This window comes from Serratia sp. MYb239 (assembly GCF_002966855.1).
GTDB classification, from domain to species: domain Bacteria; phylum Pseudomonadota; class Gammaproteobacteria; order Enterobacterales; family Enterobacteriaceae; genus Serratia_B; species Serratia_B rhizosphaerae.
Genome location: NZ_CP023268.1, coordinates 275,691 through 302,398 on the forward strand (window position 1 = coordinate 275,691; position 26,708 = coordinate 302,398).

Sequence of the window (26,708 nt, forward strand, 5' to 3'; positions counted from 1 at the left end):
TATGACCTCATGCCGGTTGGCCCGTGGAGACATCCGCGATTGGCGCCGTCACCGGGTAGTAGGTTTCATTACGTTCGGCTTTGGCGCGCAGGCCGGCCGGAACCTGATACAGCGCGCCCAGATGTGCGTAACGTTGCGCCATTTCAACGTAATGGGCCGTGCCCATGGTATCCAGATAGCGGAAGACGCCGCCGTGGAACGGTGGGAAGCCGATGCCGTAAACCAGTGCCATATCGGCTTCCGCCGGGCTGGCGATGATGCCTTCTTCCAGACAGCGCACCACTTCGTTAATCATTGGAATCATCATGCGCGCGATAGTTTCCTCGGCGCTGATGTTCTGACGCGGCTGGCTGACCGCCGCTAACAGCGCATCGGTCTGTTCGTCGTTCTCTTTACGCGGTCTGCCTTTGTTATCCTGGCTATAGCGGTAGAAACCCACCTGATTTTTCTGGCCGAAGCGCTGGTTGTCGAACATCACGTCGACCGCGTCGCGGTAGTCCTTGCTCATGCGTTCTGGGAAGCCGGCGGCCATCACGGCCTGGGCGTGATGTGCAGTATCAATGCCGACCACGTCAAGCAGGTAGGCCGGACCCATTGGCCAGCCGAATTGTTTTTCCATCACTTTATCGACCTGACGGAAATCAGCGCCGTCCCGCAACAGCAGGCTGAAGCCGGCAAAGTAAGGGAACAGCACGCGGTTGACGAAGAAGCCCGGGCAGTCGTTGACCACGATCGGCGTTTTCCCCATGCGTGACGCGTAGGCCACCACGGCGGCGATGGTTTCGTCGCTGGTGCGTTCACCGCGGATGATTTCTACCAGCGGCATGCGATGCACCGGGTTAAAGAAGTGCATACCGCAGAAGTTCTGCGGCCGTTGCAGCGATTTTGCCAGTTCATTAATCGGAATAGTCGAGGTATTGGAGGCCAGAACCGTATCTTCGCCGATGAGCCCTTCAACTTCGGCCAACACTGCGGCTTTGACCTTCGGATTCTCCACCACCGCTTCCACAATCACCTGAGCGCGTTCAATGCCGGCGTAGTCCAGCGTGGGCTGAATGGTTGCCAGCACGCCGGCCATCTTCATGCCGTCGAGCTTGCCGCGCTCCAACTGTTTGTTCAGCAGCTTGGCGGCTTCGCCCATGCCGAGCGTCAGCGATTTTTCACTGATATCTTTCATCAGTACCGGCACGCCTTTTAATGCGGACTGGTAGGCGATGCCACCGCCCATAATACCGGCGCCCAGCACTGCGGCCTGCTTCGGCGCGGCGCGATCTTTCGCCAGTTTTTTCGCCTGACCTTTCACAAACTGATCGTTGAGGAAAATACCGACCAACGCCCGGGCTTCATTGGAACGCGCCAACGGCACAAAGCTGGCGGTCTCCAGCTTCAGTGCTTCATCGCGTCCCAATCCGGCGGCGGCTTCTATCGTCTTCACCGCGGTCATTGGCGCCGGATAGTGTTTGCCGGCCGTTTGCAGAACCATGCCCTTGGCGGTAGTGAAGCTCATGGCTGCTTCAATCGGGCTGAGCTTCAGCGGCTCCAGCTTCGGCTGACGACTGGCGCGCCAGTCTAACCGCCCGTCAATGGCCTGTTGCAGCATCTGACGCGCGGCATCCGCCAATTTTTCCGGCGCGACGATCGCATCGACTAGGCCGACTTTCAGCGCTTCTTTGGCGCCGATGTCTTTACCTGCGGCGATGATCTCCAGTGCGCTGTCGTTGCCGAGCAGACGCGGCAGACGTACCGAGCCGCCGAAGCCCGGCATAATGCCGAGTTTGGTTTCCGGCAGGCCGATGCGCGCATCCGGCGTCGCGACGCGGAAGTCCGTCGCCAACACGCACTCGCAGCCGCCGCCTAGCGCATAGCCGTTGATGGCGGCAATGGTCGGCACCGGTAAATCTTCCAGGCGGTTGAAAATGGAATTGGCGAAAGTCAGCCAATGTTGCAGTTTTTCCGCCGGGGCGGCGAACAGCGACAGGAATTCGGTGATATCGGCACCGACGATAAATGCGTTTTTGTTGGAACGCAGCAGCAGCCCTTTCAGCTCGGTCTGTTTTTCCAGTACGTCGAGCGCTTCGCCCAGCGCTGCAACGGTGCGGGTATCCAGCTTGTTGACGGAGCCTGGGGCATCAAACACCAGCTCGGCGATACCGTTCTCGAGCCAGTGTAGTTGTAATGTTTCGCCTTGGTAGAGCATGTCTATCTCCTGAATCAGCGCCTCTGATCTGGTATGACCAGATGAAAGTGAGTGTGGTTTTAATGTTAAAAATATGCAAATTAGAAATTGATTTTTTGCTGCGCCGATCACAGCGAATAACTTTATCTCATTGATATTAAATGTGATTATATTTTGTGTGGTTTGGCCGTTCGGTGCAGGTTGACATCAAATCAGCGTGGACAGTGTGGCAATGGTTGCCTTGATAGGGTCTGTGTCGTTAACAGTTTGCGAGGTGTTTCGCATGCCTGATGGGGCGGGGTTGGAGTGCGTAATCAGTGTGTTAAGATGGCGCATTCCGTTCTAAGGGCATAAAGGTACTGTGATGGAAACGCTGGCTTCTTTGTATAACGAACATCTGAATGAACTGCAAAACCGCGCACGCGATGTGTTGGCGCGCAATAAACTGGACGCGCTGCTGATTCATTCCGGCGAGTTGTTGCGGGTCTTTCAGGATGACCACCACTATCCGTTCAAGGTCAACGCGCATTTTAAAGCGTGGGTGCCGGTGACGTCGGTGCCGAACTGCTGGTTATGGATTGATGGCGTTAACAAACCGAAGCTGTGGTTCTATTCGCCGGTGGATTATTGGCACAGCGTCGAGCCTCTGCCGAACAGCTTCTGGACGCAATCCGTCGATCTGATGCCGCTGGCTAATGCCGGCGATATTGGTCAGCTTCTGCCGGCACAGCGCGAGCGCGTCGGCTATCTCGGCTATGCCCAGCAGCGGGCGCGGGAGTTGGGCATTGCGGAAGATAATATCAATCCGCAGGCGGTGCTGAACTACCTTGATTTCCATCGTTCGATCAAAACCGGTTACGAACAGGCCTGCATGCGCGCCGCGCAGAAAACGGCGGTGACGGGCCATAAGGCGGCGCGTGAAGCTTTTCTATCCGGCATGAGCGAGTTTGATATCAACCAGGCTTATCTGACTGCGACCGGCCACCGCGACACTGACGTGCCTTACGGCAATATCGTGGCGCTGAATGAACACGCCGCCGTGCTGCACTACACCACGCTCGATCATCAGCCGCCGTCCGACATGCGCAGCTTCCTGATCGATGCCGGTGCGGAATATAACGGTTATGCAGCGGACTTGACGCGCACCTATGCGGCGGACGGCGATAGCGATTTCGCCGCCCTGATTAAAGACCTCAATGCTGAACAGCTGGCGCTGATCGGCACGCTGAAGCCCGGCGTGCGTTATACCGATTACCACGTGCAGATGCATCAGCGTTTGGCCAGCCTGCTGAAGAAACACCGCCTGGTGAATGACATCAGCGAAGAGGCGATGGTTGAACAAGGGCTGACCTGCCCGTTCCTGCCGCATGGTCTGGGCCACCCGTTGGGGTTGCAGGTGCATGACGCCGCCGGCTTTATGCAGGATGAAAACGGCACCCATCTGGCGGCGCCGGCCAAATATCCGTTCCTGCGCTGTACGCGGGTGCTGCAGCCGGGCATGGTATTGACCATTGAGCCGGGGCTGTATTTTATTGAGTCTCTGTTGGCGCCGTGGCGCAGCGGCGAGTTCGCCAAACACTTTGCCTGGGAGCGCATTGATATGCTGAAGGCTTACGGCGGCATCCGCATTGAAGACAACGTCGTGATTCATGAAAAGCGGGTGGAAAACATGACGCGCGATCTTAATTTGGCGTGATGGAAGCATACCCGGTTCCTGCAGAGGCTATCAGCGTCAGTGAGGAGATAAAGAAAAGCCGCTTTATTACGCTGTTGGCACCGACCTGCGGTGTGGAAGCGGCTAAAGCTTTTATTCAGCGGGTCAGAGAAGAGCATCCAACGGCCCGGCACCACTGCTGGGCTTTTGTCGCCGGCGCGCCGGGGGATTCGCAGCAGTTGGGGTTTTCCGACGACGGCGAGCCTTCCGGCACAGCAGGGAAACCGATCCTGGCCCAGCTGATGGGCAGCGGCGTGGGGGAGATAACCGCAGTGGTGGTACGCTACTACGGCGGGATTAAATTAGGCACCGGTGGCCTGGTCAAGGCCTATGGCAGCGGGGTACAGCAGGCGTTAAAGCTGCTGCCGTTGGTCAGCAAAGTGCCGCAGTTGGAATATACTTTGCAATGCGACTATGCGCAGCTGGCGTTGGTTGAGAACCTGCTACAGCAAATGGAAGGGCGGATTCTGCACGGCGAATACGGTGCGGATGTCGTGTTGCATCTGGCCTTGCCGGCAACGGAAACCGAGACCTTTGGGAATAAATTACGTGATCTGAGTCGCGGTAATTTGCAATTAACCCCCATTTCGCAATAATTCCCTCCAATTAAATTGCTAAGGATCGTGTGAAATGCATTTTCGCGCCATAACCCGTATCGTAGGTGTATTGGTCATCTTATTCTCCGGGACAATGTTCCTCCCTGGGCTGGTGGCGTTGATTTACCGCGATGGCGCGGGACGGGCATTTACGCAGACCTTCTTTGTCGCTGTCACTATCGGCCTACTGCTGTGGTGGCCGAACCGTAAACAAAAGCATGAGCTGAAGCCGCGCGAAGGATTTCTGATCGTGGTGCTTTTCTGGACGGTGCTGGGCAGCGTGGGGGCTTTACCCTTCCTGTTTTCTGAGCGGCCCAATCTCTCGCTTACCGATGCATTTTTCGAATCCTTTTCCGGTTTGACCACCACTGGCGCAACGACGCTGGTCGGGTTGGACTCGCTGCCAAAAGCCATTTTGTTCTACCGGCAGATGCTGCAGTGGATGGGCGGGATGGGGATCATCGTGCTGGCGGTCGCTATTTTACCTATTCTCGGCGTCGGCGGGATGCAGCTGTACCGTGCAGAAATGCCGGGGCCGTTGAAAGACAATAAAATGCGTCCGAGGATTGCGGAAACGGCGAAAACACTGTGGCTTATCTATGTGCTGTTGACCTTAGCCTGCGCATTGGCACTGTGGGGGGCCGGGATGTCGGCGTTCGACGCTATTGGTCATAGCTTTTCAACCATCGCCATTGGCGGTTTCTCCACCCACGACGCCAGCATCGGCTATTACGCCAGTCCGACAATTAACACCATCATCGCCGTGTTCCTGCTGATTTCCGGCTGTAACTATGGTTTGCACTTTGCGTTATTGAGCGGCCGCAGCCTTAAAGTGTACTGGCGCGACCCTGAATTCCGCATGTTTATCTTTGTGCAATTGACGCTGGTGGTGGTGTGTTCGGTGATCCTGTGGGGGCATGGCGTCTATCAGTCAGGTATGGAAACGATCAACCAGGCGTTTTTCCAGGTGGTGTCCATGGCGACGACGGCAGGTTTCACGACTGACAGCATCGCCAAATGGCCGCTGTTCTTGCCTATGTTGCTGCTGTGTTCCGCCTTTATCGGCGGCTGCGCCGGTTCTACCGGCGGTGGCTTGAAGGTAATCCGCATTTTACTGCTGTATCTGCAGGGGTCGCGTGAACTGAAAAGGCTGGTGCATCCCAATGCGGTGTATACCATTAAGCTGGGTAACCGTGCGTTACCCGAACGTATATTAGAAGCAGTATGGGGGTTCTTCTCCGCTTACGCGCTGGTGTTTATCGTCAGCATGCTGGCGATTATCGCTACCGGTGTAGATGATTTCTCCGCCTTTGCTGCCGTGACCGCCACGCTGAACAACCTGGGCCCGGGTCTGGGGGTTGTCGCCGATAACTTTACGACTATGCCGCCGCCGGCGAAGTGGATACTGGTGTTGACGATGCTGTTCGGGCGCCTTGAAGTTTTCACACTGCTGGTTCTGTTTACGCCGACCTTCTGGCGTGAATGATCCTAGATAAGGAGTAACGCCATGAAGGCACTGATTCTCTATTCAAGTCGCGATGGGCAGACTCACGCAATCGCTTCTTATATTGCGAACAAACTGCAAGAGGCGATGTGCTGTGATGTGGTCGATCTGCTTCAGGCGGAAAACGTCGATCTCAGGCAGTATCAACGCATCATGATCGGCGCCTCGATTCGCTACGGGCATTTCCATCCTGGGTTGGATAAGTTTGTAAAACGTCATGCTGAACGCCTGAACCAAATGCCGAGCGCCTTTTTCTCAGTCAACCTGACGGCGCGCAAGCCAGACAAGCGTTCACCCCAAACTAATCCTTATACCCGTAAGTTCCTGCTGTCTTCGCCATGGCAACCGACACAGTGTGCGGTCTTTGCCGGCGCGCTGCGTTATCCGCGTTATCGCTGGTTCGACCGTATTATGATTCAGTTCATTATGCGTATGACCGGGGGAGAAACGGATAGCAGTAAAGAAGTGGAGTACACGGATTGGCGTGAGGTCGAGCGATTTGCCCAGGAGTTTCGCCAGCTTTAGTATGAAAAGTGACAAAAACGCTGGCTTGAGCAGCGTTTTGTTGAAAAAGAAGGCAGTTGAAAAGTTTTTTGAAATTAGGGGTTGCGGCGTTCTGAGAACTCCCTATAATGCGCCTCCACTGACCGGGAACAACGACTGACAAGCCGCCGGGTCAGCGAGAAGAAAGCGAAATAAACGCTTGACTCTCCGGGCGAAAAGCGTAGCATACGCAGCCCGCGCCAATGAGAATTATCTCCGGCGATGCTCTTTAACAATTTATCAGACAATCTGTGTGGGCACTCACAAGACGATATCCAGCATCCTCGGATGCAAAAAAATATCAAGTCTTGAAGAGTGACTAACTGAAGTAAAATTCATGCAGTAAATCTTTGAGCAACAGCTATTAACTTAGCGAATCAAGCTTTTAATTGAAGAGTTTGATCATGGCTCAGATTGAACGCTGGCGGCAGGCCTAACACATGCAAGTCGAGCGGCAGCGGAAAGTAGCTTGCTACTTTGCCGGCGAGCGGCGGACGGGTGAGTAATGTCTGGGAAACTGCCCGATGGAGGGGGATAACCACTGGAAACGGTGGCTAATACCGCATAACGTCTTCGGACCAAAGTGGGGGACCTTCGGGCCTCACACCATCGGATGTGCCCAGATGGGATTAGCTAGTAGGTGGGGTAATGGCTCACCTAGGCGACGATCCCTAGCTGGTCTGAGAGGATGACCAGCCACACTGGAACTGAGACACGGTCCAGACTCCTACGGGAGGCAGCAGTGGGGAATATTGCACAATGGGCGCAAGCCTGATGCAGCCATGCCGCGTGTGTGAAGAAGGCCTTCGGGTTGTAAAGCACTTTCAGCGAGGAGGAAGGGTAGTGTCTTAATACGGCATTACATTGACGTTACTCGCAGAAGAAGCACCGGCTAACTCCGTGCCAGCAGCCGCGGTAATACGGAGGGTGCAAGCGTTAATCGGAATTACTGGGCGTAAAGCGCACGCAGGCGGTTTGTTAAGTCAGATGTGAAATCCCCGAGCTTAACTTGGGAACTGCATTTGAAACTGGCAGACTAGAGTCTCGTAGAGGGGGGTAGAATTCCAGGTGTAGCGGTGAAATGCGTAGAGATCTGGAGGAATACCGGTGGCGAAGGCGGCCCCCTGGACGAAGACTGACGCTCAGGTGCGAAAGCGTGGGGAGCAAACAGGATTAGATACCCTGGTAGTCCACGCCGTAAACGATGTCGATTTGGAGGTTGTGCCCTTGAGGCGTGGCTTCCGGAGCTAACGCGTTAAATCGACCGCCTGGGGAGTACGGCCGCAAGGTTAAAACTCAAATGAATTGACGGGGGCCCGCACAAGCGGTGGAGCATGTGGTTTAATTCGATGCAACGCGAAGAACCTTACCTACTCTTGACATCCAGAGAACTTAGCAGAGATGCTTTGGTGCCTTCGGGAACTCTGAGACAGGTGCTGCATGGCTGTCGTCAGCTCGTGTTGTGAAATGTTGGGTTAAGTCCCGCAACGAGCGCAACCCTTATCCTTTGTTGCCAGCGGTTCGGCCGGGAACTCAAAGGAGACTGCCAGTGATAAACTGGAGGAAGGTGGGGATGACGTCAAGTCATCATGGCCCTTACGAGTAGGGCTACACACGTGCTACAATGGCGTATACAAAGAGAAGCGAACCTGCGAAGGCAAGCGGACCTCATAAAGTACGTCGTAGTCCGGATTGGAGTCTGCAACTCGACTCCATGAAGTCGGAATCGCTAGTAATCGTAGATCAGAATGCTACGGTGAATACGTTCCCGGGCCTTGTACACACCGCCCGTCACACCATGGGAGTGGGTTGCAAAAGAAGTAGGTAGCTTAACCTTCGGGAGGGCGCTTACCACTTTGTGATTCATGACTGGGGTGAAGTCGTAACAAGGTAACCGTAGGGGAACCTGCGGTTGGATCACCTCCTTACCTAAAGATATCCTGACTGTGCAGTGTCCACACAGATTGTCTGATGAAAAAGTAACGAGCAGAAATACCTTTATAGGCTTGTAGCTCAGGTGGTTAGAGCGCACCCCTGATAAGGGTGAGGTCGGTGGTTCAAGTCCACTCAGGCCTACCACTTCTCTCCTATGCTGCGTTATGGCGCCGCTCGCATATTTCAATATGCGTCGCGACACCACGCCTTGCCTAGAAGAGAAGTAGTAAACCGAAGGTCTCTGTCAGTGACTGTATGGGGCTATAGCTCAGCTGGGAGAGCGCCTGCCTTGCACGCAGGAGGTCAGCGGTTCGATCCCGCTTAGCTCCACCATATAAGTCCGAAAATCAATACTTCAGAGTATATTGGCAACAGTATGCTGCGAAGTATTTTGCTCTTTAACAATCTGGAACAAGCTGAAAATTGAAACATGGCAGCTGAAACTTGTCCCCCGTAGACGTTCGGGATGAGGAGTAACCTGTCATAGAGTCTCTCAAATGTAGCAACACGATGATGTCGGAAGACACCTTCGGGTTGTGAGGTTAAGTGACTAAGCGTACACGGTGGATGCCTAGGCAGTCAGAGGCGATGAAGGGCGTGCTAATCTGCGAAAAGCGTCGGTAAGGTGATATGAACCGTTATAACCGACGATACCCGAATGGGGAAACCCAGTGTGTTTCGACACATTATCATGTCATGAATACATAGTGGCATGAGGCGAACCGGGGGAACTGAAACATCTAAGTACCCCGAGGAAAAGAAATCAACCGAGATTCCCCCAGTAGCGGCGAGCGAACGGGGAAGAGCCCAGAACCTGAATCGGCTTGTGTGTCAGTGGAAGCGTCTGGAAAGTCGCACAGTAAAGGGTGATAGTCCCGTACACGAAGATGCACAGGTCGTGAGTTCGATGAGTAGGGCGGGACACGTGTTATCCTGTCTGAATATGGGGGGACCATCCTCCAAGGCTAAATACTCCTGACTGACCGATAGTGAACCAGTACCGTGAGGGAAAGGCGAAAAGAACCCCGGCGAGGGGAGTGAAATAGAACCTGAAACCGTGTACGTACAAGCAGTGGGAGCACCTTCGTGGTGTGACTGCGTACCTTTTGTATAATGGGTCAGCGACTTATATTTTGTAGCAAGGTTAACCGAATAGGGGAGCCGTAGGGAAACCGAGTCTTAACTGGGCGTCTAGTTGCAAGGTATAGACCCGAAACCCGGTGATCTAGCCATGGGCAGGTTGAAGGTTGGGTAACACTAACTGGAGGACCGAACCGACTAATGTTGAAAAATTAGCGGATGACTTGTGGCTGGGGGTGAAAGGCCAATCAAACCGGGAGATAGCTGGTTCTCCCCGAAAGCTATTTAGGTAGCGCCTCGTGAACTCATCTTCGGGGGTAGAGCACTGTTTCGGCTAGGGGGCCATCCCGGCTTACCAAACCGATGCAAACTCCGAATACCGAAGAATGTTATCACGGGAGACACACGGCGGGTGCTAACGTCCGTCGTGAAGAGGGAAACAACCCAGACCGCCAGCTAAGGTCCCAAAGTCATGGTTAAGTGGGAAACGATGTGGGAAGGCACAGACAGCCAGGATGTTGGCTTAGAAGCAGCCATCATTTAAAGAAAGCGTAATAGCTCACTGGTCGAGTCGGCCTGCGCGGAAGATGTAACGGGGCTAAACCATGCACCGAAGCTGCGGCAGCGACACTTAGGTGTTGTTGGGTAGGGGAGCGTTCTGTAAGCCGTTGAAGGTGTGCTGCGAGGCATGCTGGAGGTATCAGAAGTGCGAATGCTGACATAAGTAACGATAATGCGGGTGAAAAACCCGCACGCCGGAAGACCAAGGGTTCCTGTCCAACGTTAATCGGGGCAGGGTGAGTCGACCCCTAAGGCGAGGCTGAAAAGCGTAGTCGATGGGAAACAGGTTAATATTCCTGTACTTGGTGTTACTGCGAAGGGGGGACGGAGAAGGCTAGGCTAGCCGAGCGACGGTTGTCTCGGTTTAAGCGTGTAGGGGGAGTGACCTGGTAAATCCGGTTGCTTGTCAACCCTGAGGCGTGATGACGATGCACTACGGTGCAGAAGTAGTTGATGCCAAGCTTCCAGGAAAAGCCTCTAAGCTCCAGGTAACACGAAATCGTACCCCAAACCGACACAGGTGGTCAGGTAGAGAATACCCAGGCGCTTGAGAGAACTCGGGTGAAGGAACTAGGCAAAATGGTGCCGTAACTTCGGGAGAAGGCACGCTGGCGCGTAGGTGAAGTCCCTTGCGGATGGAGCTGAAGCCAGTCGCAGATACCAGCTGGCTGCAACTGTTTAATAAAAACACAGCACTGTGCAAACACGAAAGTGGACGTATACGGTGTGACGCCTGCCCGGTGCCGGAAGGTTAATTGATGGGGTTATGGGTAACCAGAAGCTCTTGATCGAAGCCCCGGTAAACGGCGGCCGTAACTATAACGGTCCTAAGGTAGCGAAATTCCTTGTCGGGTAAGTTCCGACCTGCACGAATGGCGTAATGATGGCCAGGCTGTCTCCACCCGAGACTCAGTGAAATTGAACTCGCTGTGAAGATGCAGTGTACCCGCGGCAAGACGGAAAGACCCCGTGAACCTTTACTATAGCTTGACACTGAACATTGAGCCTTGATGTGTAGGATAGGTGGGAGGCTTTGAAGTGTGGACGCCAGTCTGCATGGAGCCAACCTTGAAATACCACCCTTTAATGTTTGATGTTCTAACTCGGCCCCCTGATCGGGGGTGAGGACAGTGTCTGGTGGGTAGTTTGACTGGGGCGGTCTCCTCCCAAAGAGTAACGGAGGAGCACGAAGGTTAGCTAATCACGGTCGGACATCGTGAGGTTAGTGCAAAGGCATAAGCTAGCTTGACTGCGAGAGTGACGGCTCGAGCAGGTGCGAAAGCAGGTCTTAGTGATCCGGTGGTTCTGAATGGAAGGGCCATCGCTCAACGGATAAAAGGTACTCCGGGGATAACAGGCTGATACCGCCCAAGAGTTCATATCGACGGCGGTGTTTGGCACCTCGATGTCGGCTCATCACATCCTGGGGCTGAAGTAGGTCCCAAGGGTATGGCTGTTCGCCATTTAAAGTGGTACGCGAGCTGGGTTTAGAACGTCGTGAGACAGTTCGGTCCCTATCTGCCGTGGGCGTTGGAAGATTGAGAGGGGTTGCTCCTAGTACGAGAGGACCGGAGTGAACGCACCACTGGTGTTCGGGTTGTCATGCCAATGGCATTGCCCGGTAGCTAAGTGCGGAAAAGATAAGCGCTGAAAGCATCTAAGCGCGAAACTTGCCTCAAGATGAGTCTTCCCTGGGCCTTTAAGGCCCCTGAAGGAACGTTTAAGACTAAGACGTTGATAGGCTGGGTGTGTAAGTGCAGCGATGCATTGAGCTAACCAGTACTAATGAACCGTGAGGCTTAACCTTACAACACCGAAGGTGTTTTAGAGACGCGATTTGATTTTCAGCGAAGTTCCGAGATTGGATTGACTGGCGGCGTGGAAACGTTGCGGGTTGATTGAAACAGAATTTGCCTGGCGGCAATAGCGCGGTGGTCCCACCTGACCCCATGCCGAACTCAGAAGTGAAACGCCGTAGCGCCGATGGTAGTGTGGGGTCTCCCCATGCGAGAGTAGGACACTGCCAGGCATCAAACAAAGTAAGAAGCCTCATGCGAAAGCATGAGGCTTTTTGCGTTATTCATCGCTAAATAATCTGTAATATCCATGCCTGGTGACCCAGTAATAATACGTATAGTTGGGTTATTGTTTATTCAGTCGATGTTTATCCATTGGGAAAGCATATAAAGCTGAAATAAATTACTACGCTAATAAACAATGTATTTATACGTTTCCTCTACGACTGTGTTATTAGTCTGATCGCGTGCAGAATAATTTTCTATTGCCATGAGTCTGGAATTATTGCGATATTTCATCCAGATAGATTGAGAGTCACCTTGATTTGTTTCATGATTTTGCCTGCTACTACGCATTATCAAAAAACAAATAATAGCCACAAAAATTTATTCGAGTAGACTAAGTGCAATTATTCCGGAATGGGTATTCAATATCATGTCTACTGAAAGCGCGTCTTTAAAAAATCACAATACCTTTGCGCTCCCGGTCAATGCAGCGCAATTGGTCATTGCAGAGAACATCGAGTTAATGATTAAGGTCTGGCAGAAGACGAAAAAACGTCAAGAGCCGCTGCTGGTTCTTGGAGAGGGCAGTAATGTCCTGTTTTTAGAAGACTTTGCTGGCACGGTCATGATTAACCGCCTGCACGGTATTAAGGTCAGGGAAGAGCAGGATAGCTGGCATCTTCATGTCAGCGCCGGTGAGAGCTGGCATGAGCTGGTAAAAAGAACGCTCGACGGCGGTATGCCCGGTTTGGAAAATCTGGCTCTGATCCCTGGCTGCGTCGGTTCGGCTCCTATCCAGAATATCGGCGCGTATGGCGTTGAATGGAAAGATGTCTGTGAATACGTCGACCTGCTCAATCTGACGACCGGAGAGATCGATCGGATGGTGCCTGAACGCTGCAACTTTGGCTACCGGGAAAGTATTTTCAAACATCAGTTTAAAGTCGGCTATCTCATCGTTGCCGTCGGTATACGGCTGAATAAACAGTGGCAGCCGCTATTGAGCTATGGCGATCTGACTAAGCTGGATAAAGAGACGGTAACGCCGCATCAGGTATTTGACGCAGTTTGCGCGATGCGTCGCAGTAAACTCCCGGATCCGAGAGAAACCGGCAACGCCGGCAGCTTTTTCAAGAATCCGGTGGTGGAGAAGGAGCAGGCCACAGAACTGTTAGCTGCTTACCCTGCTATGCCGCATTTCCCGCAGGCGGATGGTCGGGTGAAACTGGCCGCAGGGTGGCTGATCGATCAATGCGCGTTAAAAGGCTATCGTATCGGCGGGGCTGCGGTGCATAGTAAGCAGGCGCTGGTGTTGATTAACCAGGATAATGCCGTTAGCCAGGATATCGTTGCGCTGGCGCGCCACGTGCGCAACACGGTTGCAGAGAAGTTTAGCGTCTGGCTTGAACCTGAGGTGCGCTTTATTGCATCGGCAGGTGAAGTAGACGCTGTAGAGGCTATTTCATGAGAGATACGACGGTTCCATTAAAGCTCATCGCCATGCTGGCCGATGGAGATTTCCATTCGGGTGAACAGCTGGGTGAATATTTGGGCATGAGCCGTGCCGCGGTTAACAAGCATATTCAAACCGTCAGAGAGTGGGGCGTAGACGTGTTTACCGTCCCGGGGAAAGGCTACAGCCTGCCGGCGCCGATTCAACTGCTCGAAGCGCAGCGTATTACAGCATTGCTGGATGAGAAGCAGGTGACGGTGTTGCCGGTAGTGGATTCAACCAACCAGTATTTGCTCGATCGTATCGCCAGTTTGCAATCCGGCGATGCCTGTGTGGCAGAATATCAGCAGGCGGGGCGAGGTCGTCGCGGGCGCCAGTGGGTGTCTCCGTTCGGTGCCAACCTCTATTTGTCGATGTTTTGGCGTTTGGAGCAGGGACCGGCGGCGGCGATTGGCCTTAGTCTGGTGATCGGCATCGTGATGACCGAGGTGCTGCAGCGTTTGGGGGCAGAAAAAGTCCGGGTGAAGTGGCCGAATGATCTTTACCTGAATGACCGAAAACTGGCGGGTATTCTCGTTGAATTGACCGGTAAAACCGGCGATGCTGCACAGATTGTGATCGGCGCCGGTATCAACCTGGCAATGCGGGATACGCAGAGCGACAGTATTAATCAGGGTTGGATTAACCTGCAGGAGGCGGGGATTGCTATCGATCGCAATGAGCTTGCCGCTACGTTACTCAATGAGATGCGTCAGTCATTGCGGCAGTTTGAAAGTGAAGGACTGTCGCCTTTCATTGCACGTTGGCGTGAGCTGGATAACTTTATCGATCGTCCGGTCAAACTCTTGATTGGTGAGCAGCAGATCCTGGGGATTGCGCGCGGCATCGATCAGCAGGGTGCATTGCTGCTTGAACAGGATGGCGTGATCAAACCCTTTATCGGCGGTGAGATCTCATTACGCAGTGCCGAGTGATCGTGTAGCCAGCAGGGGACACGGTTGTCCCCTGCAAAACGCTACTTTCTAAGGCGCACATGCTCGACGGCATGATTGGCGCTTTTTGTCATGATCAGACTGGCGCGCTCACGCGTCGGCAGAATATTCTGTTGTAAATTTAAGCCATTAATCTCATTCCATAGCTGAGTGGCGATTTTCACCGCTTCACTCTCCGAGAGTTTGGCATAGTTATGGAAATAGGAGTTTGGGTTGGAGAACGCGCCCTGGCGGAACTTCAGGAAGCGGTTGATATACCAGGTCTGCAGCAGATCGGCAGGTGCATCGACGTAAATAGAGAAATCGACAAAGTCTGAGACAAAGACGTGGTGTGGGTCGTGCGGATAGTCCATGCCGCTTTGCAGAACGTTCAGGCCTTCCAGAATCAGAATATCCGGCTGTTCAATGACCTTATTGCCATCGGGCACGACGTCATAAATCAGGTGTGAGTAAACCGGTGCGGTGACGCGTTTAGCGCCTGATTTCACTTCTGAGACAAATTTCACCAGGCTATGCATGTCGTAAGACTGCGGGAAGCCTTTCTTTTTCATCAGACCGCGTTCGTTCAGTACTCTGTTGGGGTGCAGGAAGCCATCGGTGGTGACCAGTTCAACGCTGCGATGTTCCGGCCAGCTGCTAAGCAGCGCCTGCAGCAGACGTGCGGTGGTGCTTTTACCTACGGCAACGCTGCCGGCGATGCCGATCACATAGGGAATTTTCTGCCCGTCGGTGCCAAGAAATTGCTCCAGAACGGCCTGACGGCGTAGATTGGAACTGATGTAAAAGTTCAACAGTCGCGACAAGGGGAGGTAGATCTGCGCGACTTCCTCTAAAGAGAGATCTTCGTTAATCCCTTTCAGTTTAACAATTTCTTCTTCTGATAACGTCAGCGGCACCGAATCTCGCAACGCAGCCCATTGGGTACGATCGAACTGTAGGTACGGCGTTGCTAAAGATTGATCTCTTTTTATCATAAGCCAAATTCTGCCTGTTAACGCAGGTTGGGAAAGGCGCCGGACGCCAACTCCAGATAATAAACAAGCTGCATATTATAGACAGCTTCGTTTTTGGCGTAGACTTTTTTCAACTTTGTTGTCGATTGCGGTGAGAGAATGGTAATTGTGCGAACGGGCACGCACTTGTGAATGCGTGCGTTGCAAGGCGATATCAGAGAAAAGTAATGATATCGCGCGGGGTTCAGCTGGCCAATGAGCGGGATGCCGGATTGACCGCGAACAGTCGCTTATAGTAAATCACGGTAGGGTGGTAATAACCATCTGGGGTGGCGGCGTAGTCCGGCAGTTCTCCGAGGCAGTGGTACCCCATGGCACGATACAGCGATTCGGCGATGCTGCCAGCTTGCGTATCGAGATAGAGCAGGCCGCGCTGATGCTGTAGCGCCGTATTTTCCACGGTTTTCATCAGCGTGCGGCCGATGCCTTGACGACGCGCCTGGCTGTGCACCAGGAGCTTTTGAACCTCTGCGCGGTTGCGCCCATTGGGTTTTTGGCACAGTTCCAGCTGCACGCAACCGGTAACACCGCTTTCGTCTCTGGCAATCCATAACAGCAGCTCGCCTTTCGCCAGCGCCGGGCGCAGGCCGTGGAAGTAGCTGGCCGCCTCTTCTGGCGTAATGTCCTCGGTATAGCCGATTGATGCGCCCCCTTTTACGGCATCCAGCAGCAGTGCTGCCAACTCGCTGCGGTAGACCGGTAGCGTACTGGCATTTATCGGTACAATTTTCATCAACAACTCCTTGGTTAATGCGGGTAAGCAACCCATGCAATAAGCACGCCAACCGTCCGAAGGCACTGCTGATACGTCAACGGGGTGGTGTACGTTTGCGCGTCTGCACCATCATGGGGCACCATGATCGCTGATGATGCAGGCGTTGAAGAAAGAGGGAGACACCGTCAGTTGATCGCACTGAGCCGGCCGACACGCAGAAACATCGGCTCAAGGCTTGCAAAAAGCGGATGAAATTGTACAGAATGGTCGTCGCGTTTGATGGTTATTTGCGCGCGGAGCGAGCTGAATCCGCTGCAAAATGCAAAAATCGACTGTTTTATGAGCGAAAGTGCGCAGAACGCAATTTTTTTGTTGCATAGCCCGCGCTCTCTACCTAGAATGCGCTGCACTTGATGCCGGCTTAGCTCAGTAGGTAGAGCAACTGACTTGTAATCAGTAGGTCACCAGTTCGATTCCGGTAGCCGGCACCATCAAGTACCTGTAGTTAAAATCTGGTGGGGTTCCCGAGCGGCCAAAGGGAGCAGACTGTAAATCTGCCGTCACAGACTTCGAAGGTTCGAATCCTTCCCCCACCACCATTTTTAACCTTGTTAGCAAGGTTAAACCGCACGGCAGCCAGTATGATGAATGCCGGGCGGGGAAGGTAAACCGGTTTGCACAGCGTGTTTAAGGCTGTACAAAACGAAGGGTGAGGAATTCAGCGACCAACCGTCCTTTCCCCATCCCAATATCTGCAGAAAAATCAGGTAGCCGAGTTCCAGGATGCGGGCATCGTATAATGGCTATTACCTCAGCCTTCCAAGCTGATGATGTGGGTTCGATTCCCACTGCCCGCTCCAAGATGTGCTGATATAGCTCAGTTGGTAGAGCGCACCCTTGGTAAGGGTGAGGTCGGCAGTTCGAATCTGCCTATCAGCACCACTTCTTATTTTCTCGCCCCCTGATTCTCTTTCTGTTCTGAATTCAGCAAGCATTAAGCTTGGTTGATGTGGTGATACCACCGATTTATCCGTGTCTTAGAGGGACAATCGATGTCTAAAGAAAAGTTTGAACGTACAAAACCGCACGTTAACGTCGGTACTATCGGCCACGTTGACCATGGTAAAACAACGCTGACCGCTGCAATCACTACCGTACTGTCTAAAACCTACGGCGGTGCTGCTCGCGCTTTCGACCAGATCGATAACGCGCCAGAAGAAAAAGCTCGTGGTATCACCATCAACACTTCTCACGTTGAGTATGACACCCCGACTCGTCACTACGCGCACGTTGACTGCCCAGGGCACGCCGACTACGTGAAAAACATGATCACCGGTGCAGCGCAGATGGACGGCGCAATCCTGGTAGTAGCAGCGACTGACGGCCCAATGCCTCAGACCCGTGAGCACATCCTGCTGGGCCGCCAGGTAGGCGTACCTTACATCATCGTATTCATGAACAAATGCGACATGGTAGATGATGAAGAGCTGCTGGAACTGGTAGAGATGGAAGTTCGCGAACTGCTGTCTGCTTACGATTTCCCTGGCGACGACCTGCCGGTAATCCGTGGTTCCGCGCTGAAAGCGCTGGAAGGCGAAGCCGAGTGGGAAGCGAAGATTGTTGAGCTGGCAGAAGCGCTGGACAGCTACATCCCAGAGCCAGAGCGTGCTGTAGACAAGCCGTTCCTGCTGCCAATCGAAGACGTCTTCTCCATCTCTGGTCGTGGTACCGTTGTTACCGGTCGTGTAGAGCGCGGTATCATCAAAGTCGGTGAAGAAGTTGAAATCGTTGGTATCAAAGACACCGTTAAGTCTACCTGTACTGGCGTAGAAATGTTCCGCAAACTGCTGGACGAAGGCCGTGCTGGTGAGAACGTAGGTGTTCTGCTGCGTGGTATCAAGCGTGAAGAAATCGAACGTGGTCAGGTACTGGCGAAGCCAGGTTCAATCAAGCCACACACCCAGTTCGAATCTGAAGTGTACATTCTGTCCAAAGACGAAGGCGGCCGTCATACTCCGTTCTTCAAAGGCTACCGTCCACAGTTCTACTTCCGTACAACTGACGTGACCGGTACCATCGAACTGCCAGAAGGCGTAGAGATGGTAATGCCAGGCGACAACGTGAACATGGTAGTAACCCTGATTCACCCAATCGCGATGGACGACGGTCTGCGTTTCGCAATCCGTGAAGGCGGCCGTACCGTAGGCGCGGGTGTTGTTGCTAAAGTTATCGCTTAATCGCTGATAACATTTGACGCGACACGCGGTAAAAGGGCATCATTTGATGCCCTTTTTCTACGCTGTGAACTAGAACCTATCTCATCAGCGATTTTACGTTCATAATCATTGGTGAGATGGGCTCTTAAAAGCGTATTGACAGGGTACGTCATCGCGTAAAACACCGAATGCTGTTTGAAGAGCATCTAATCGGTTTGGTTTGCCTCGCAATGCGAGGCAAAGTTGTTTGTTCTGAATCATAAGTGACAGGTTGGTTTATGAGTGCGAATACCGAGGCTCAAGGGAGCGGGCGCGGCCTGGAAGTGATGAAGTGGCTAATCGTCGCCGTTCTGTTGGTTGTGGCTATTGTCGGTAACTATTACTACCGCGATTTCAGCCTGCCATTGCGTGCGCTGGCTGTGGTTGTGGTGATTGCTATTGCGGGCGCCATCGCCCTGATGACGACCAAAGGTAAAGCCACCGTAGCGTTCGCGCGTGAAGCGCGTACCGAAGTACGTAAAGTGATTTGGCCAACGCGCCAGGAAACGCTGCACACCACATTGATCGTTGCCGCGGTAACTGCCGTGATGTCTTTGATTCTGTGGGGGCTGGATGGCGTTCTGGTCCGTCTGGTATCGTTTATTACTGGCCTGAGGTTCTAAAATGTCTGAAGCTCCAAAAAAACGTTGGTACGTCGTTCAGGCGTTTTCTGGTTTTGAAGGTCGCGTAGCGCAATCGCTGCGTGAACACATCAAACTGCACGATATGGAAGAGCTGTTCGGCGAAGTCATGGTGCCTACGGAAGAAGTGGTTGAAATCCGTGGTGGCCAGCGTCGTAAGAGCGAACGCAAATTCTTCCCGGGTTACGTGCTGGTTCAAATGGTGATGAACGATGCCAGCTGGCACTTGGTGCGCAGCGTTCCGCGCGTGATGGGCTTTATTGGCGGTACGTCGGATCGCCCTGCGCCAATCAGCGACAAAGAAGTTGACGCCATCATGAACCGCCTGCAGCAGGTTGGCGATAAGCCACGTCCGAAAACGCTGTTCGAACCGGGTGAACTGGTGCGCGTTAACGACGGTCCGTTTGCTGACTTTAACGGCGTGGTGGAAGAAGTGGATTACGAAAAGAGCCGCCTGAAGGTTTCCGTTTCCATCTTCGGTCGTGCAACGCCGGTAGAACTGGACTTCAGCCAGGTGGAGAAAGGCTGATCGTTTAATCATCAGCTATCCGGGCTTTACGTCTTGTATGAGGCGCGAAATTAAACTATAATTTCGCGCCTTTTGTTTTTAGAGGCCTTGCTCATTGGTTTGAGCGGGGTGAAACACGGGGAGCCTCTTGCGAGGCGATACTACCCATACGAGGAAATTTCAATGGCCAAGAAAGTACAAGCCTACGTTAAGCTGCAGGTTGCAGCTGGTATGGCTAACCCGAGCCCGCCAGTCGGTCCAGCTCTGGGTCAGCAAGGTGTTAACATCATGGAATTCTGTAAGGCGTTCAATGCTAAGACTGACAGCATTGAAAAAGGCCTGCCGATCCCGGTTGTTATTACCGTTTATTCTGATCGCTCCTTCACCTTCGTTACCAAAACTCCGCCAGCAGCAGTTCTGCTGAAAAAAGCGGCTGGTATCAAGTCTGGTTCTGGCAAGCCGAACAAAGACAAAGTCGGTAAAGTGACCAGTGCTCAGGTACGTGAAATCGCAGAAACCAAAGCTGCGGACATGACTGGTTCCGACGTTGAAGCGATGATTCGCTCCATCGAAGGTACTGCTCGTTCCATGGGCCTGGTAGTGGAGGATTAATAGATGGCTAAGCTGACCAAGCGCATGCGCGTGATCCGTGACAAAGTTGATGCTACTAAACAGTATGACATCACCGAAGCTGTTGCTCTGCTGAAAGAGCTGGCCACCGCTAAATTCGTAGAAAGCGTAGACGTTGCCGTTAACCTGGGCATCGACGCGCGTAAATCTGATCAAAACGTTCGCGGCGCTACCGTTCTGCCACACGGCACCGGTCGCAGCGTACGCGTTGCCGTCTTCGCTCAAGGCCCTAACGCTGAAGCTGCAAAAGCAGCTGGTGCAGAGCTGGTAGGCATGGAAGATCTGGCCGATCAGATCAAGAAAGGCGAAATGAACTTTGACGTTGTTATCGCATCTCCAGATGCAATGCGCGTTGTTGGCCAACTGGGCCAGGTTCTGGGTCCACGTGGCCTGATGCCAAACCCGAAAGTGGGTACCGTTACGCCGAACGTTGCTGAAGCAGTGAAAAACGCTAAAGCAGGTCAGATTCGTTACCGTAACGACAAAAACGGCATCATCCATACCACTATCGGTAAGGTTGATTTCGAAGCAGCTCAGCTGAAAGAAAACCTGGAAGCCCTGCTGGTTGCGCTGAAAAAAGCGAAACCATCTCAGGCTAAAGGCGTTTACATCAAGAAAGTTAGCCTCTCCACCACCATGGGTGCTGGCGTTGCTATCGATCAGAGCGGCCTGACTGCTGTAGCGAGCTAATCGTTTAGACGATTAATCGCTTTGACTTGGGGCATATTTTCGCCTAGAATCTTATGCCCCAAGGTTCTGCCGTTTTTATCGGCGGAACACAAGAATTTTCGGTTGGAGCCTGGCCTAATCCAGGCCTCCGTCCAAGACCGCAGGTGTATCGCAAGATGCTTAATTTTCCTGCGTAGACGGTGACAGAGCCTAAAGAAATTTTTTATAAAAGAATGTCTTTGCTGGATTCTGCTCACCGTGTTAAGCCGCTTGATCTGCTGTTTCGGCAGCGATTAAGTGAAGTGAGTTCCGGGGGATGTTCCCCGGCTAATCCAGGAGCAAAAAGCTAATGGCATTAAATCTTCAAGACAAACAAGCGATTGTTGCTGAAGTCAACGAAGTAGCCAAAGGCGCGCTGTCTGCGGTTGTTGCGGATTCCCGCGGCGTTACCGTAGGTAAAATGACTGAACTGCGTAAAGCAGGTCGTGAAGCTGGCGTTTACATGCGTGTTGTTCGCAACACCCTGATGCGTCGCGTTGTTGAAGGCACTCCGTTCGAATGCCTGAAAGACACGTTTGTCGGTCCAACCTTGATTGCATTCTCTACTGAACACCCGGGCGCTGCTGCTCGTCTGTTCAAAGAGTTCGCGAAAGCGAATGCAGAGTTCGAGGTTAAAGCTGCGGCCTTTGAAGGTGAGCTGATCCCTGCGGCGCAAATCGACCGCCTGGCAACGCTGCCAACTTACGAAGAAGCAATCGCACGCCTGATGTCGACCATGAAAGAAGCCGCTGCCGGCAAACTGGTTCGTACTCTGGCTGCTGTACGCGATCAGAAAGAAGCTGCATAAGCCGCTCTTTCTTAGCCTTTGCTAACGTATTTAAACTATTTCTGAATCTTAGGAACAATTGTTATGTCTATCACTAAAGACCAAATCCTGGAAGCAGTAGCTGCTATGTCCGTAATGGACGTTGTTGAGCTGGTTTCCGCTATGGAAGAAAAATTCGGTGTTTCTGCTGCTGCTGCTGTAGCTGTTGCTGCTGGCGGTGCTGCTGAAGCTGCTGAAGAGAAAACTGAATTCGACGTTATCCTGAAAGCTGCAGGCGCTAACAAAGTTGCTGTTATCAAAGCAGTACGTGGCGCTACCGGCCTGGGTCTGAAAGAAGCTAAAGACCTGGTTGAATCTGCTCCAGCCGCTCTGAAAGAAGGCGTGAGCAAAGATGACGCTGAAGCTCTGAAAAAATCCCTGGAAGAAGCTGGCGCTGAAGTTGAAGTTAAATAAGCCAACCCTTCCGGTTGCAGCCTAAGCGATTAGGCTGATGGCTGGTGACTTTTTAGTCACCAGCCTTTTTGCGCTGTAGGGCGCCAGTAGCGTTTCACACTGTTTGGCTACTGGATTGCCTCCCAATATTTGTTTCTATCGACGACTTAATATACTGCAGCTGTGCGCTCCAGGAGTTCTGGGGGCAGGTGCAATGAAATGGTTTAAGAGTGATAGCAAGAGGTATTGCGGAAAGTGTCCTCGCTTTCCGGTCGACAAAATAGTGTTGCATGAACTGTCCTAATCGGACGGACAGAGAGGTTCTACTTTTCAGCGAGCTGAGGAACCCTATGGTTTACTCCTATACCGAGAAAAAACGTATTCGTAAGGATTTTGGTAAGCGTCCACAAGTGTTGGATGTGCCATATCTCCTTTCTATCCAGCTTGACTCGTTCCAGAAGTTTATCGAGCAAGATCCAGAAGGGCAGTACGGCCTTGAAGCCGCCTTCCGTTCTGTATTCCCAATCCAGAGCTACAGTGGCAATTCGGAGCTGCAATACGTTAGCTACCGTCTTGGTGAGCCGGTGTTCGACGTCAAAGAGTGCCAGATTCGTGGTGTGACGTTCTCTGCACCGCTGCGCGTTAAACTGCGCCTGGTCATCTATGAGCGAGAAGCACCAGAAGGTACGGTCAAAGACATCAAGGAACAAGAAGTCTACATGGGCGAAATTCCGCTCATGACCGAAAACGGTACCTTTGTTATTAACGGTACTGAGAGGGTTATCGTATCCCAGCTGCACCGTAGTCCTGGCGTATTCTTCGACAGCGATAAGGGTAAAACCCACTCTTCGGGTAAAGTGCTGTATAACGCACGCATCATCCCTTACCGCGGTTCCTGGTTGGACTTCGAGTTTGACCCGAAAGACAACCTGTTCGTGCGTATCGACCGCCGTCGTAAACTGCCGGCCTCGATCATTCTGCGCGCGCTGAACTACACCTCAGAACAGATCCTTGACCTGTTCTTCGAGAAAGTTGTTTTCGAAATTCGCGACAACAAGCTGCAGATGGAGCTGGTTCCTGAGCGTCTGCGTGGTGAGACCGCTTCGTTTGATATCGAAGCCAACGGCAAAATCTACGTTGAGAAAGGTCGTCGCATCACCGCTCGCCATATCCGTCAGCTTGAAAAAGACGATATCAAGAGTATCGAAGTGCCGGTTGAGTACATCGCGGGCAAAGTGGTCGCCAAAGACTACATCGATACCAATACCGGCGAACTGATCTGCTCCGCCAACATGGAGCTGTCGCTGGATCTGCTGGCGAAGCTGAGCCAGTCTGGTCACAAGCGTATCGAAACGCTGTTCACCAACGATCTGGATCACGGCGCCTACATCTCCGAGACGCTGCGTGTCGACCCGACCAATGACCGCCTGAGCGCGCTGGTTGAGATCTACCGCATGATGCGTCCTGGCGAGCCACCGACGCGTGAAGCAGCAGAAAGCCTGTTCGAGAACCTGTTCTTCTCCGAAGACCGCTACGATTTGTCCGCGGTCGGCCGTATGAAGTTCAACCGTTCTCTGCTGCGCGACGAGATCGAAGGTTCAGGTATCCTGAGCCAGGAAGACATCATCGATGTGATGAAGAAGCTCATCGATATCCGTAACGGTAAAGGCGAAGTGGACGATATCGACCACCTCGGCAACCGTCGCATCCGCTCCGTGGGCGAAATGGCTGAGAACCAGTTCCGCGTAGGTCTGGTGCGCGTTGAGCGTGCGGTGAAAGAGCGTCTGTCTCTGGGCGACCTGGACACCCTGATGCCTCAGGACATGATCAACGCCAAGCCGATTTCGGCGGCGGTGAAAGAGTTCTTCGGCTCAAGCCAGCTGTCCCAGTTTATGGACCAGAACAACCCGCTGTCCGAGATCACGCACAAGCGTCGTATCTCCGCATTGGGCCCGGGCGGTTTGACCCGTGAGCGCGCCGGCTTCGAAGTACGTGACGTACACCCAACCCACTACGGTCGTGTATGTCCAATCGAAACCCCGGAAGGTCCGAACATCGGTCTGATCAACTCCCTGTCCGTGTACGCACAGACTAACGAGTATGGCTTCCTGGAAACCCCGTACCGCCGCGTGCGTGACGGCGTGGTTACCGATGAAATCAATTACCTGTCCGCCATTGAAGAAGGCAACTTTGTTATCGCCCAGGCTAACTCCAACCTGGATGATGACGGCCGCTTCGTGGAAGACTTGGTCACCTGCCGCAGCAAGGGCGAATCCAGCCTGTTCAGCCGCGATCAGGTTGACTATATGGACGTTTCCACCCAGCAGGTTGTATCCGTTGGTGCGTCTCTGATTCCATTCCTGGAACACGATGACGCCAACCGTGCATTGATGGGTGCGAACATGCAACGTCAGGCGGTGCCAACCCTGCGTGCTGACAAGCCGCTGGTCGGTACCGGTATGGAACGCGCAGTAGCGGTTGACTCCGGCGTAACCGCCGTTGCCAAACGCGGCGGTGTGATCCAGTACGTGGATGCTTCCCGTATCGTTATCAAAGTTAACGAAGACGAGATGTACCCGGGCGAAGCAGGCATCGACATTTATAACCTGACCAAGTACACCCGTTCCAACCAGAACACCTGCATCAACCAGATGCCGTGTGTCAACCTGGGCGAGCCTATCGAGCGCGGCGACGTGCTGGCAGACGGCCCGTCTACCGATCTGGGTGAACTGGCGCTGGGTCAGAACATGCGTGTGGCGTTCATGCCTTGGAACGGTTACAACTTCGAAGACTCCATCTTGGTGTCCGAACGCGTAGTCCAGGAAGACCGCTTCACCACCATCCATATTCAGGAACTGGCTTGCGTGTCGCGCGACACCAAACTGGGGCCTGAAGAGATCACCGCCGATATCCCGAACGTGGGTGAAGCTGCGCTCTCTAAACTGGATGAATCCGGTATCGTATACATCGGTGCGGAAGTGACCGGCGGCGACATTCTGGTTGGTAAGGTAACGCCGAAAGGCGAGACCCAGCTGACGCCAGAAGAGAAACTGCTGCGTGCGATCTTCGGTGAGAAAGCGTCCGATGTGAAAGACTCTTCTCTGCGTGTGCCGAACGGCGTTTCCGGTACCGTTATCGACGTACAGGTCTTTACCCGCGATGGCGTGGAAAAAGACAAGCGTGCGCTCGAAATCGAAGAGATGCAGCTGAAGCAGGCGAAGAAAGACCTGACTGAAGAACTGCAGATCCTGGAAGCCGGTCTGTTTGCGCGTATCCACGCGGTGCTGGTTGCCGGCGGCGTTGAAGCTGACAAGCTGAGCCAACTGCCGCGCGATCGCTGGCTGGAACTGGGCCTGACCGACGAAGAGAAGCAAAACCAGCTGGAGCAGCTGGCCGAGCAGTACGACGAACTGAAAGCCGACTTCGAGAAGAAACTGGAAGCCAAGCGTCGTAAGATCACCCAAGGCGACGATCTGGCACCTGGCGTGCTGAAAATCGTCAAGGTGTACCTGGCGGTTAAACGTCAGATCCAGCCGGGTGATAAAATGGCAGGTCGCCACGGTAACAAGGGTGTTATCTCCAAGATCAACCCGATCGAAGATATGCCTTACGATGAAAACGGCACGCCGGTAGACATCGTACTGAACCCGCTGGGCGTACCATCACGTATGAACATCGGTCAGATCCTGGAAACCCACCTGGGTATGGCGGCGAAAGGCATTGGTGAGAAGATCAACCAGATGCTCAAGCAGCAGCAGGAAGTGGCCAAACTGCGTGAATTCATCCAGAAAGCCTACGATCTGGGTGACGACGTTTGCCAGAAAGTCGACCTGAACACCTTCAGCGATGACGAAGTGATGCGTCTGGCAGAGAACCTGAAAAAAGGTATGCCAATCGCAACGCCGGTGTTCGATGGTGCGAGAGAGACTGAAATCAAGAAACTGCTGGAAATGGGCGGTATCCCGACCTCCGGTCAGATTACGCTGTTCGATGGCCGTACCGGCGAGCAATTTGAGCGCCAGGTAACCGTAGGCTATATGTACATGCTGAAACTGAACCACCTGGTTGACGATAAAATGCACGCTCGTTCAACCGGTTCTTACAGCCTGGTTACGCAGCAGCCTCTGGGTGGTAAAGCGCAGTTCGGTGGCCAACGCTTCGGTGAGATGGAAGTGTGGGCGCTGGAAGCATACGGCGCAGCTTATACCCTGCAGGAAATGCTTACCGTTAAGTCGGATGACGTTAACGGCCGTACCAAGATGTACAAAAACATCGTGGATGGCGACCACCGTATGGAACCGGGCATGCCGGAATCCTTCAACGTATTGTTGAAAGAGATCCGCTCGCTGGGTATCAACATCGAACTGGAAGACGAGTAATCGGCTTTCAGCCTCAGGCTCCTCGCCTAGGAGCCGGAGCGTGGTTGTTCAGGTCACACGGGAAG

General features: G+C 53.2%; 17 protein-coding genes, 6 tRNA genes and 3 rRNA genes. 23 read left to right on the forward strand and 3 right to left on the reverse strand.

What is annotated here, in order from left to right; all coding sequences use genetic code 11:
• Positions 1 to 7: 7 nt before the first annotated feature.
• The gene (gene fadB, locus CLM71_RS01275) at positions 8 to 2,197 is read right to left on the reverse strand and encodes a fatty acid oxidation complex subunit alpha FadB (RefSeq protein WP_105229417.1); all 2,190 of its coding nucleotides are present in this window, start codon (positions 2,195 to 2,197) and stop codon (positions 8 to 10) included.
• A gap of 343 nt (positions 2,198 to 2,540) precedes the next feature.
• Here fadB and pepQ point away from each other — a divergent pair, with 343 nt between their 5' ends.
• The 11 genes from pepQ (at position 2,541) to birA (ending at position 14,557) form a co-directional block, all read left to right on the forward strand.
• Complete coding sequence (pepQ, locus tag CLM71_RS01285; protein WP_105229418.1) at positions 2,541 to 3,872, forward strand: Xaa-Pro dipeptidase; 1,332 nt, start codon at positions 2,541 to 2,543, stop codon at positions 3,870 to 3,872.
• Positions 3,872 to 4,486: an IMPACT family protein gene (locus tag CLM71_RS01290; protein ID WP_105229419.1), complete on the forward strand. Its 615-nt coding sequence runs from the start codon at positions 3,872 to 3,874 to the stop codon at positions 4,484 to 4,486. The genes pepQ and CLM71_RS01290 overlap by 1 nt, the downstream gene beginning before the upstream one ends.
• A 34-nt stretch (positions 4,487 to 4,520) precedes the next feature.
• Entirely contained in the window at positions 4,521 to 5,972 is a 1,452-nt protein-coding gene (gene trkH / locus CLM71_RS01295) for a Trk system potassium transporter TrkH (RefSeq protein ID WP_105229420.1), read from the forward strand.
• 21 nt (positions 5,973 to 5,993) lie between these two features.
• Positions 5,994 to 6,515: a menaquinone-dependent protoporphyrinogen IX dehydrogenase gene (hemG, locus tag CLM71_RS01300; RefSeq protein WP_105229421.1), complete on the forward strand. Its 522-nt coding sequence runs from the start codon at positions 5,994 to 5,996 to the stop codon at positions 6,513 to 6,515.
• A gap of 404 nt (positions 6,516 to 6,919) precedes the next feature.
• Positions 6,920 to 8,461, forward strand: a 16S ribosomal RNA gene (locus CLM71_RS01305).
• A 74-nt stretch (positions 8,462 to 8,535) separates the two neighbouring features.
• Positions 8,536 to 8,612 (forward strand) — tRNA-Ile (locus CLM71_RS01310).
• Between the two features lie 113 nt (positions 8,613 to 8,725).
• Positions 8,726 to 8,801 (forward strand) — tRNA-Ala (locus CLM71_RS01315).
• A gap of 207 nt (positions 8,802 to 9,008) precedes the next feature.
• Positions 9,009 to 11,916 (forward strand): 23S ribosomal RNA (locus CLM71_RS01320).
• Positions 11,917 to 12,022: 106 nt separating this feature from the next.
• Positions 12,023 to 12,138 (forward strand): 5S ribosomal RNA (rrf, locus tag CLM71_RS01325).
• Together the 16S, 23S and 5S rRNA genes with 2 tRNA genes alongside form the textbook arrangement of a ribosomal RNA operon.
• Positions 12,139 to 12,560: 422 nt before the next feature.
• Positions 12,561 to 13,598 carry a UDP-N-acetylmuramate dehydrogenase gene (gene murB / locus CLM71_RS01330; RefSeq protein ID WP_105229422.1) on the forward strand — a complete coding sequence of 346 codons (1,038 nt, stop codon included), beginning with the start codon at positions 12,561 to 12,563 and terminating at the stop codon, positions 13,596 to 13,598.
• Positions 13,595 to 14,557: a bifunctional biotin--[acetyl-CoA-carboxylase] ligase/biotin operon repressor BirA gene (gene birA, locus CLM71_RS01335; RefSeq protein WP_105229423.1), complete on the forward strand. Its 963-nt coding sequence runs from the start codon at positions 13,595 to 13,597 to the stop codon at positions 14,555 to 14,557. The genes murB and birA overlap by 4 nt, the downstream gene beginning before the upstream one ends.
• Before the next feature lie 41 nt (positions 14,558 to 14,598).
• On the opposite strand, the gene coaA is transcribed toward birA, so the two are convergent.
• The gene (gene coaA, locus CLM71_RS01340; protein ID WP_105229424.1) at positions 14,599 to 15,549 is read right to left on the reverse strand and encodes a type I pantothenate kinase; all 951 of its coding nucleotides are present in this window, start codon (positions 15,547 to 15,549) and stop codon (positions 14,599 to 14,601) included.
• A 223-nt stretch (positions 15,550 to 15,772) separates the two neighbouring features.
• Positions 15,773 to 16,321 (reverse strand): GNAT family N-acetyltransferase, encoded by a 549-nt coding sequence (locus tag CLM71_RS01345; protein ID WP_105229425.1) that lies wholly within the window; start codon positions 16,319 to 16,321, stop codon positions 15,773 to 15,775.
• Positions 16,322 to 16,718: 397 nt separating this feature from the next.
• Here CLM71_RS01345 and CLM71_RS01350 point away from each other — a divergent pair.
• The 12 genes from CLM71_RS01350 to rpoB all read left to right on the forward strand — a co-directional run bounded on the left by CLM71_RS01350 (position 16,719) and on the right by rpoB (position 26,643).
• A tRNA-Thr gene (locus CLM71_RS01350) sits at positions 16,719 to 16,794 on the forward strand.
• 23 nt (positions 16,795 to 16,817) lie between these two features.
• Positions 16,818 to 16,902: transfer RNA gene (locus CLM71_RS01355), tRNA-Tyr, on the forward strand.
• 186 nt (positions 16,903 to 17,088) lie between these two features.
• Positions 17,089 to 17,163: transfer RNA gene (locus CLM71_RS01360), tRNA-Gly, on the forward strand.
• 6 nt (positions 17,164 to 17,169) lie between these two features.
• Positions 17,170 to 17,245: transfer RNA gene (locus CLM71_RS01365), tRNA-Thr, on the forward strand.
• Positions 17,246 to 17,355: 110 nt separating this feature from the next.
• Entirely contained in the window at positions 17,356 to 18,540 is a 1,185-nt protein-coding gene (gene tuf, locus CLM71_RS01370; protein WP_105229426.1) for an elongation factor Tu, read from the forward strand.
• Positions 18,541 to 18,797: 257 nt separating this feature from the next.
• The gene (gene secE, locus CLM71_RS01380) at positions 18,798 to 19,181 is read left to right on the forward strand and encodes a preprotein translocase subunit SecE (RefSeq protein WP_105229427.1); all 384 of its coding nucleotides are present in this window, start codon (positions 18,798 to 18,800) and stop codon (positions 19,179 to 19,181) included.
• Between the two features lies 1 nt (position 19,182).
• Positions 19,183 to 19,728 carry a transcription termination/antitermination protein NusG gene (nusG, locus tag CLM71_RS01385; RefSeq protein WP_004929914.1) on the forward strand — a complete coding sequence of 182 codons (546 nt, stop codon included), beginning with the start codon at positions 19,183 to 19,185 and terminating at the stop codon, positions 19,726 to 19,728.
• 162 nt (positions 19,729 to 19,890) lie between these two features.
• Entirely contained in the window at positions 19,891 to 20,319 is a 429-nt protein-coding gene (rplK, locus tag CLM71_RS01390) for a 50S ribosomal protein L11 (protein WP_004089458.1), read from the forward strand.
• A 3-nt stretch (positions 20,320 to 20,322) separates the two neighbouring features.
• Complete coding sequence (gene rplA / locus CLM71_RS01395; RefSeq protein WP_105229428.1) at positions 20,323 to 21,027, forward strand: 50S ribosomal protein L1; 705 nt, start codon at positions 20,323 to 20,325, stop codon at positions 21,025 to 21,027.
• A gap of 328 nt (positions 21,028 to 21,355) precedes the next feature.
• Positions 21,356 to 21,853: a 50S ribosomal protein L10 gene (rplJ, locus tag CLM71_RS01400; protein WP_015344224.1), complete on the forward strand. Its 498-nt coding sequence runs from the start codon at positions 21,356 to 21,358 to the stop codon at positions 21,851 to 21,853.
• A gap of 63 nt (positions 21,854 to 21,916) precedes the next feature.
• Entirely contained in the window at positions 21,917 to 22,285 is a 369-nt protein-coding gene (rplL, locus tag CLM71_RS01405) for a 50S ribosomal protein L7/L12 (protein ID WP_015344225.1), read from the forward strand.
• 329 nt (positions 22,286 to 22,614) lie between these two features.
• Entirely contained in the window at positions 22,615 to 26,643 is a 4,029-nt protein-coding gene (rpoB, locus tag CLM71_RS01410) for a DNA-directed RNA polymerase subunit beta (RefSeq protein WP_105229429.1), read from the forward strand.
• Positions 26,644 to 26,708: the final 65 nt, after the last annotated feature.

Excerpts from the sequence above, each read along its gene's own strand:
- murB (WP_105229422.1), top strand. The coding sequence starts at position 12,561 with ATGTCTACTGAAAGCGCGTCTTTAAAAAATCACAATACCTTTGCGCTC.
- rplA (WP_105229428.1), top strand. The coding sequence starts at position 20,323 with ATGGCTAAGCTGACCAAGCGCATGCGCGTGATCCGTGACAAAGTTGAT.
- nusG (WP_004929914.1), top strand. The coding sequence starts at position 19,183 with ATGTCTGAAGCTCCAAAAAAACGTTGGTACGTCGTTCAGGCGTTTTCT.
- tuf (WP_105229426.1), top strand. The coding sequence starts at position 17,356 with ATGTCTAAAGAAAAGTTTGAACGTACAAAACCGCACGTTAACGTCGGT.
- rplJ (WP_015344224.1), top strand. The coding sequence starts at position 21,356 with ATGGCATTAAATCTTCAAGACAAACAAGCGATTGTTGCTGAAGTCAAC.
- CLM71_RS01290 (WP_105229419.1), top strand. The coding sequence starts at position 3,872 with ATGGAAGCATACCCGGTTCCTGCAGAGGCTATCAGCGTCAGTGAGGAG.
- birA (WP_105229423.1), top strand. The coding sequence starts at position 13,595 with ATGAGAGATACGACGGTTCCATTAAAGCTCATCGCCATGCTGGCCGAT.
- coaA (WP_105229424.1), bottom strand. The coding sequence starts at position 15,549 with ATGATAAAAAGAGATCAATCTTTAGCAACGCCGTACCTACAGTTCGAT.
- pepQ (WP_105229418.1), top strand. The coding sequence starts at position 2,541 with ATGGAAACGCTGGCTTCTTTGTATAACGAACATCTGAATGAACTGCAA.
- fadB (WP_105229417.1), bottom strand. The coding sequence starts at position 2,197 with ATGCTCTACCAAGGCGAAACATTACAACTACACTGGCTCGAGAACGGT.
- hemG (WP_105229421.1), top strand. The coding sequence starts at position 5,994 with ATGAAGGCACTGATTCTCTATTCAAGTCGCGATGGGCAGACTCACGCA.
- rpoB (WP_105229429.1), top strand. The coding sequence starts at position 22,615 with ATGGTTTACTCCTATACCGAGAAAAAACGTATTCGTAAGGATTTTGGT.
- rplL (WP_015344225.1), top strand. The coding sequence starts at position 21,917 with ATGTCTATCACTAAAGACCAAATCCTGGAAGCAGTAGCTGCTATGTCC.
- rplK (WP_004089458.1), top strand. The coding sequence starts at position 19,891 with ATGGCCAAGAAAGTACAAGCCTACGTTAAGCTGCAGGTTGCAGCTGGT.
- trkH (WP_105229420.1), top strand. The coding sequence starts at position 4,521 with ATGCATTTTCGCGCCATAACCCGTATCGTAGGTGTATTGGTCATCTTA.
- CLM71_RS01345 (WP_105229425.1), bottom strand. The coding sequence starts at position 16,321 with ATGAAAATTGTACCGATAAATGCCAGTACGCTACCGGTCTACCGCAGC.
- secE (WP_105229427.1), top strand. The coding sequence starts at position 18,798 with ATGAGTGCGAATACCGAGGCTCAAGGGAGCGGGCGCGGCCTGGAAGTG.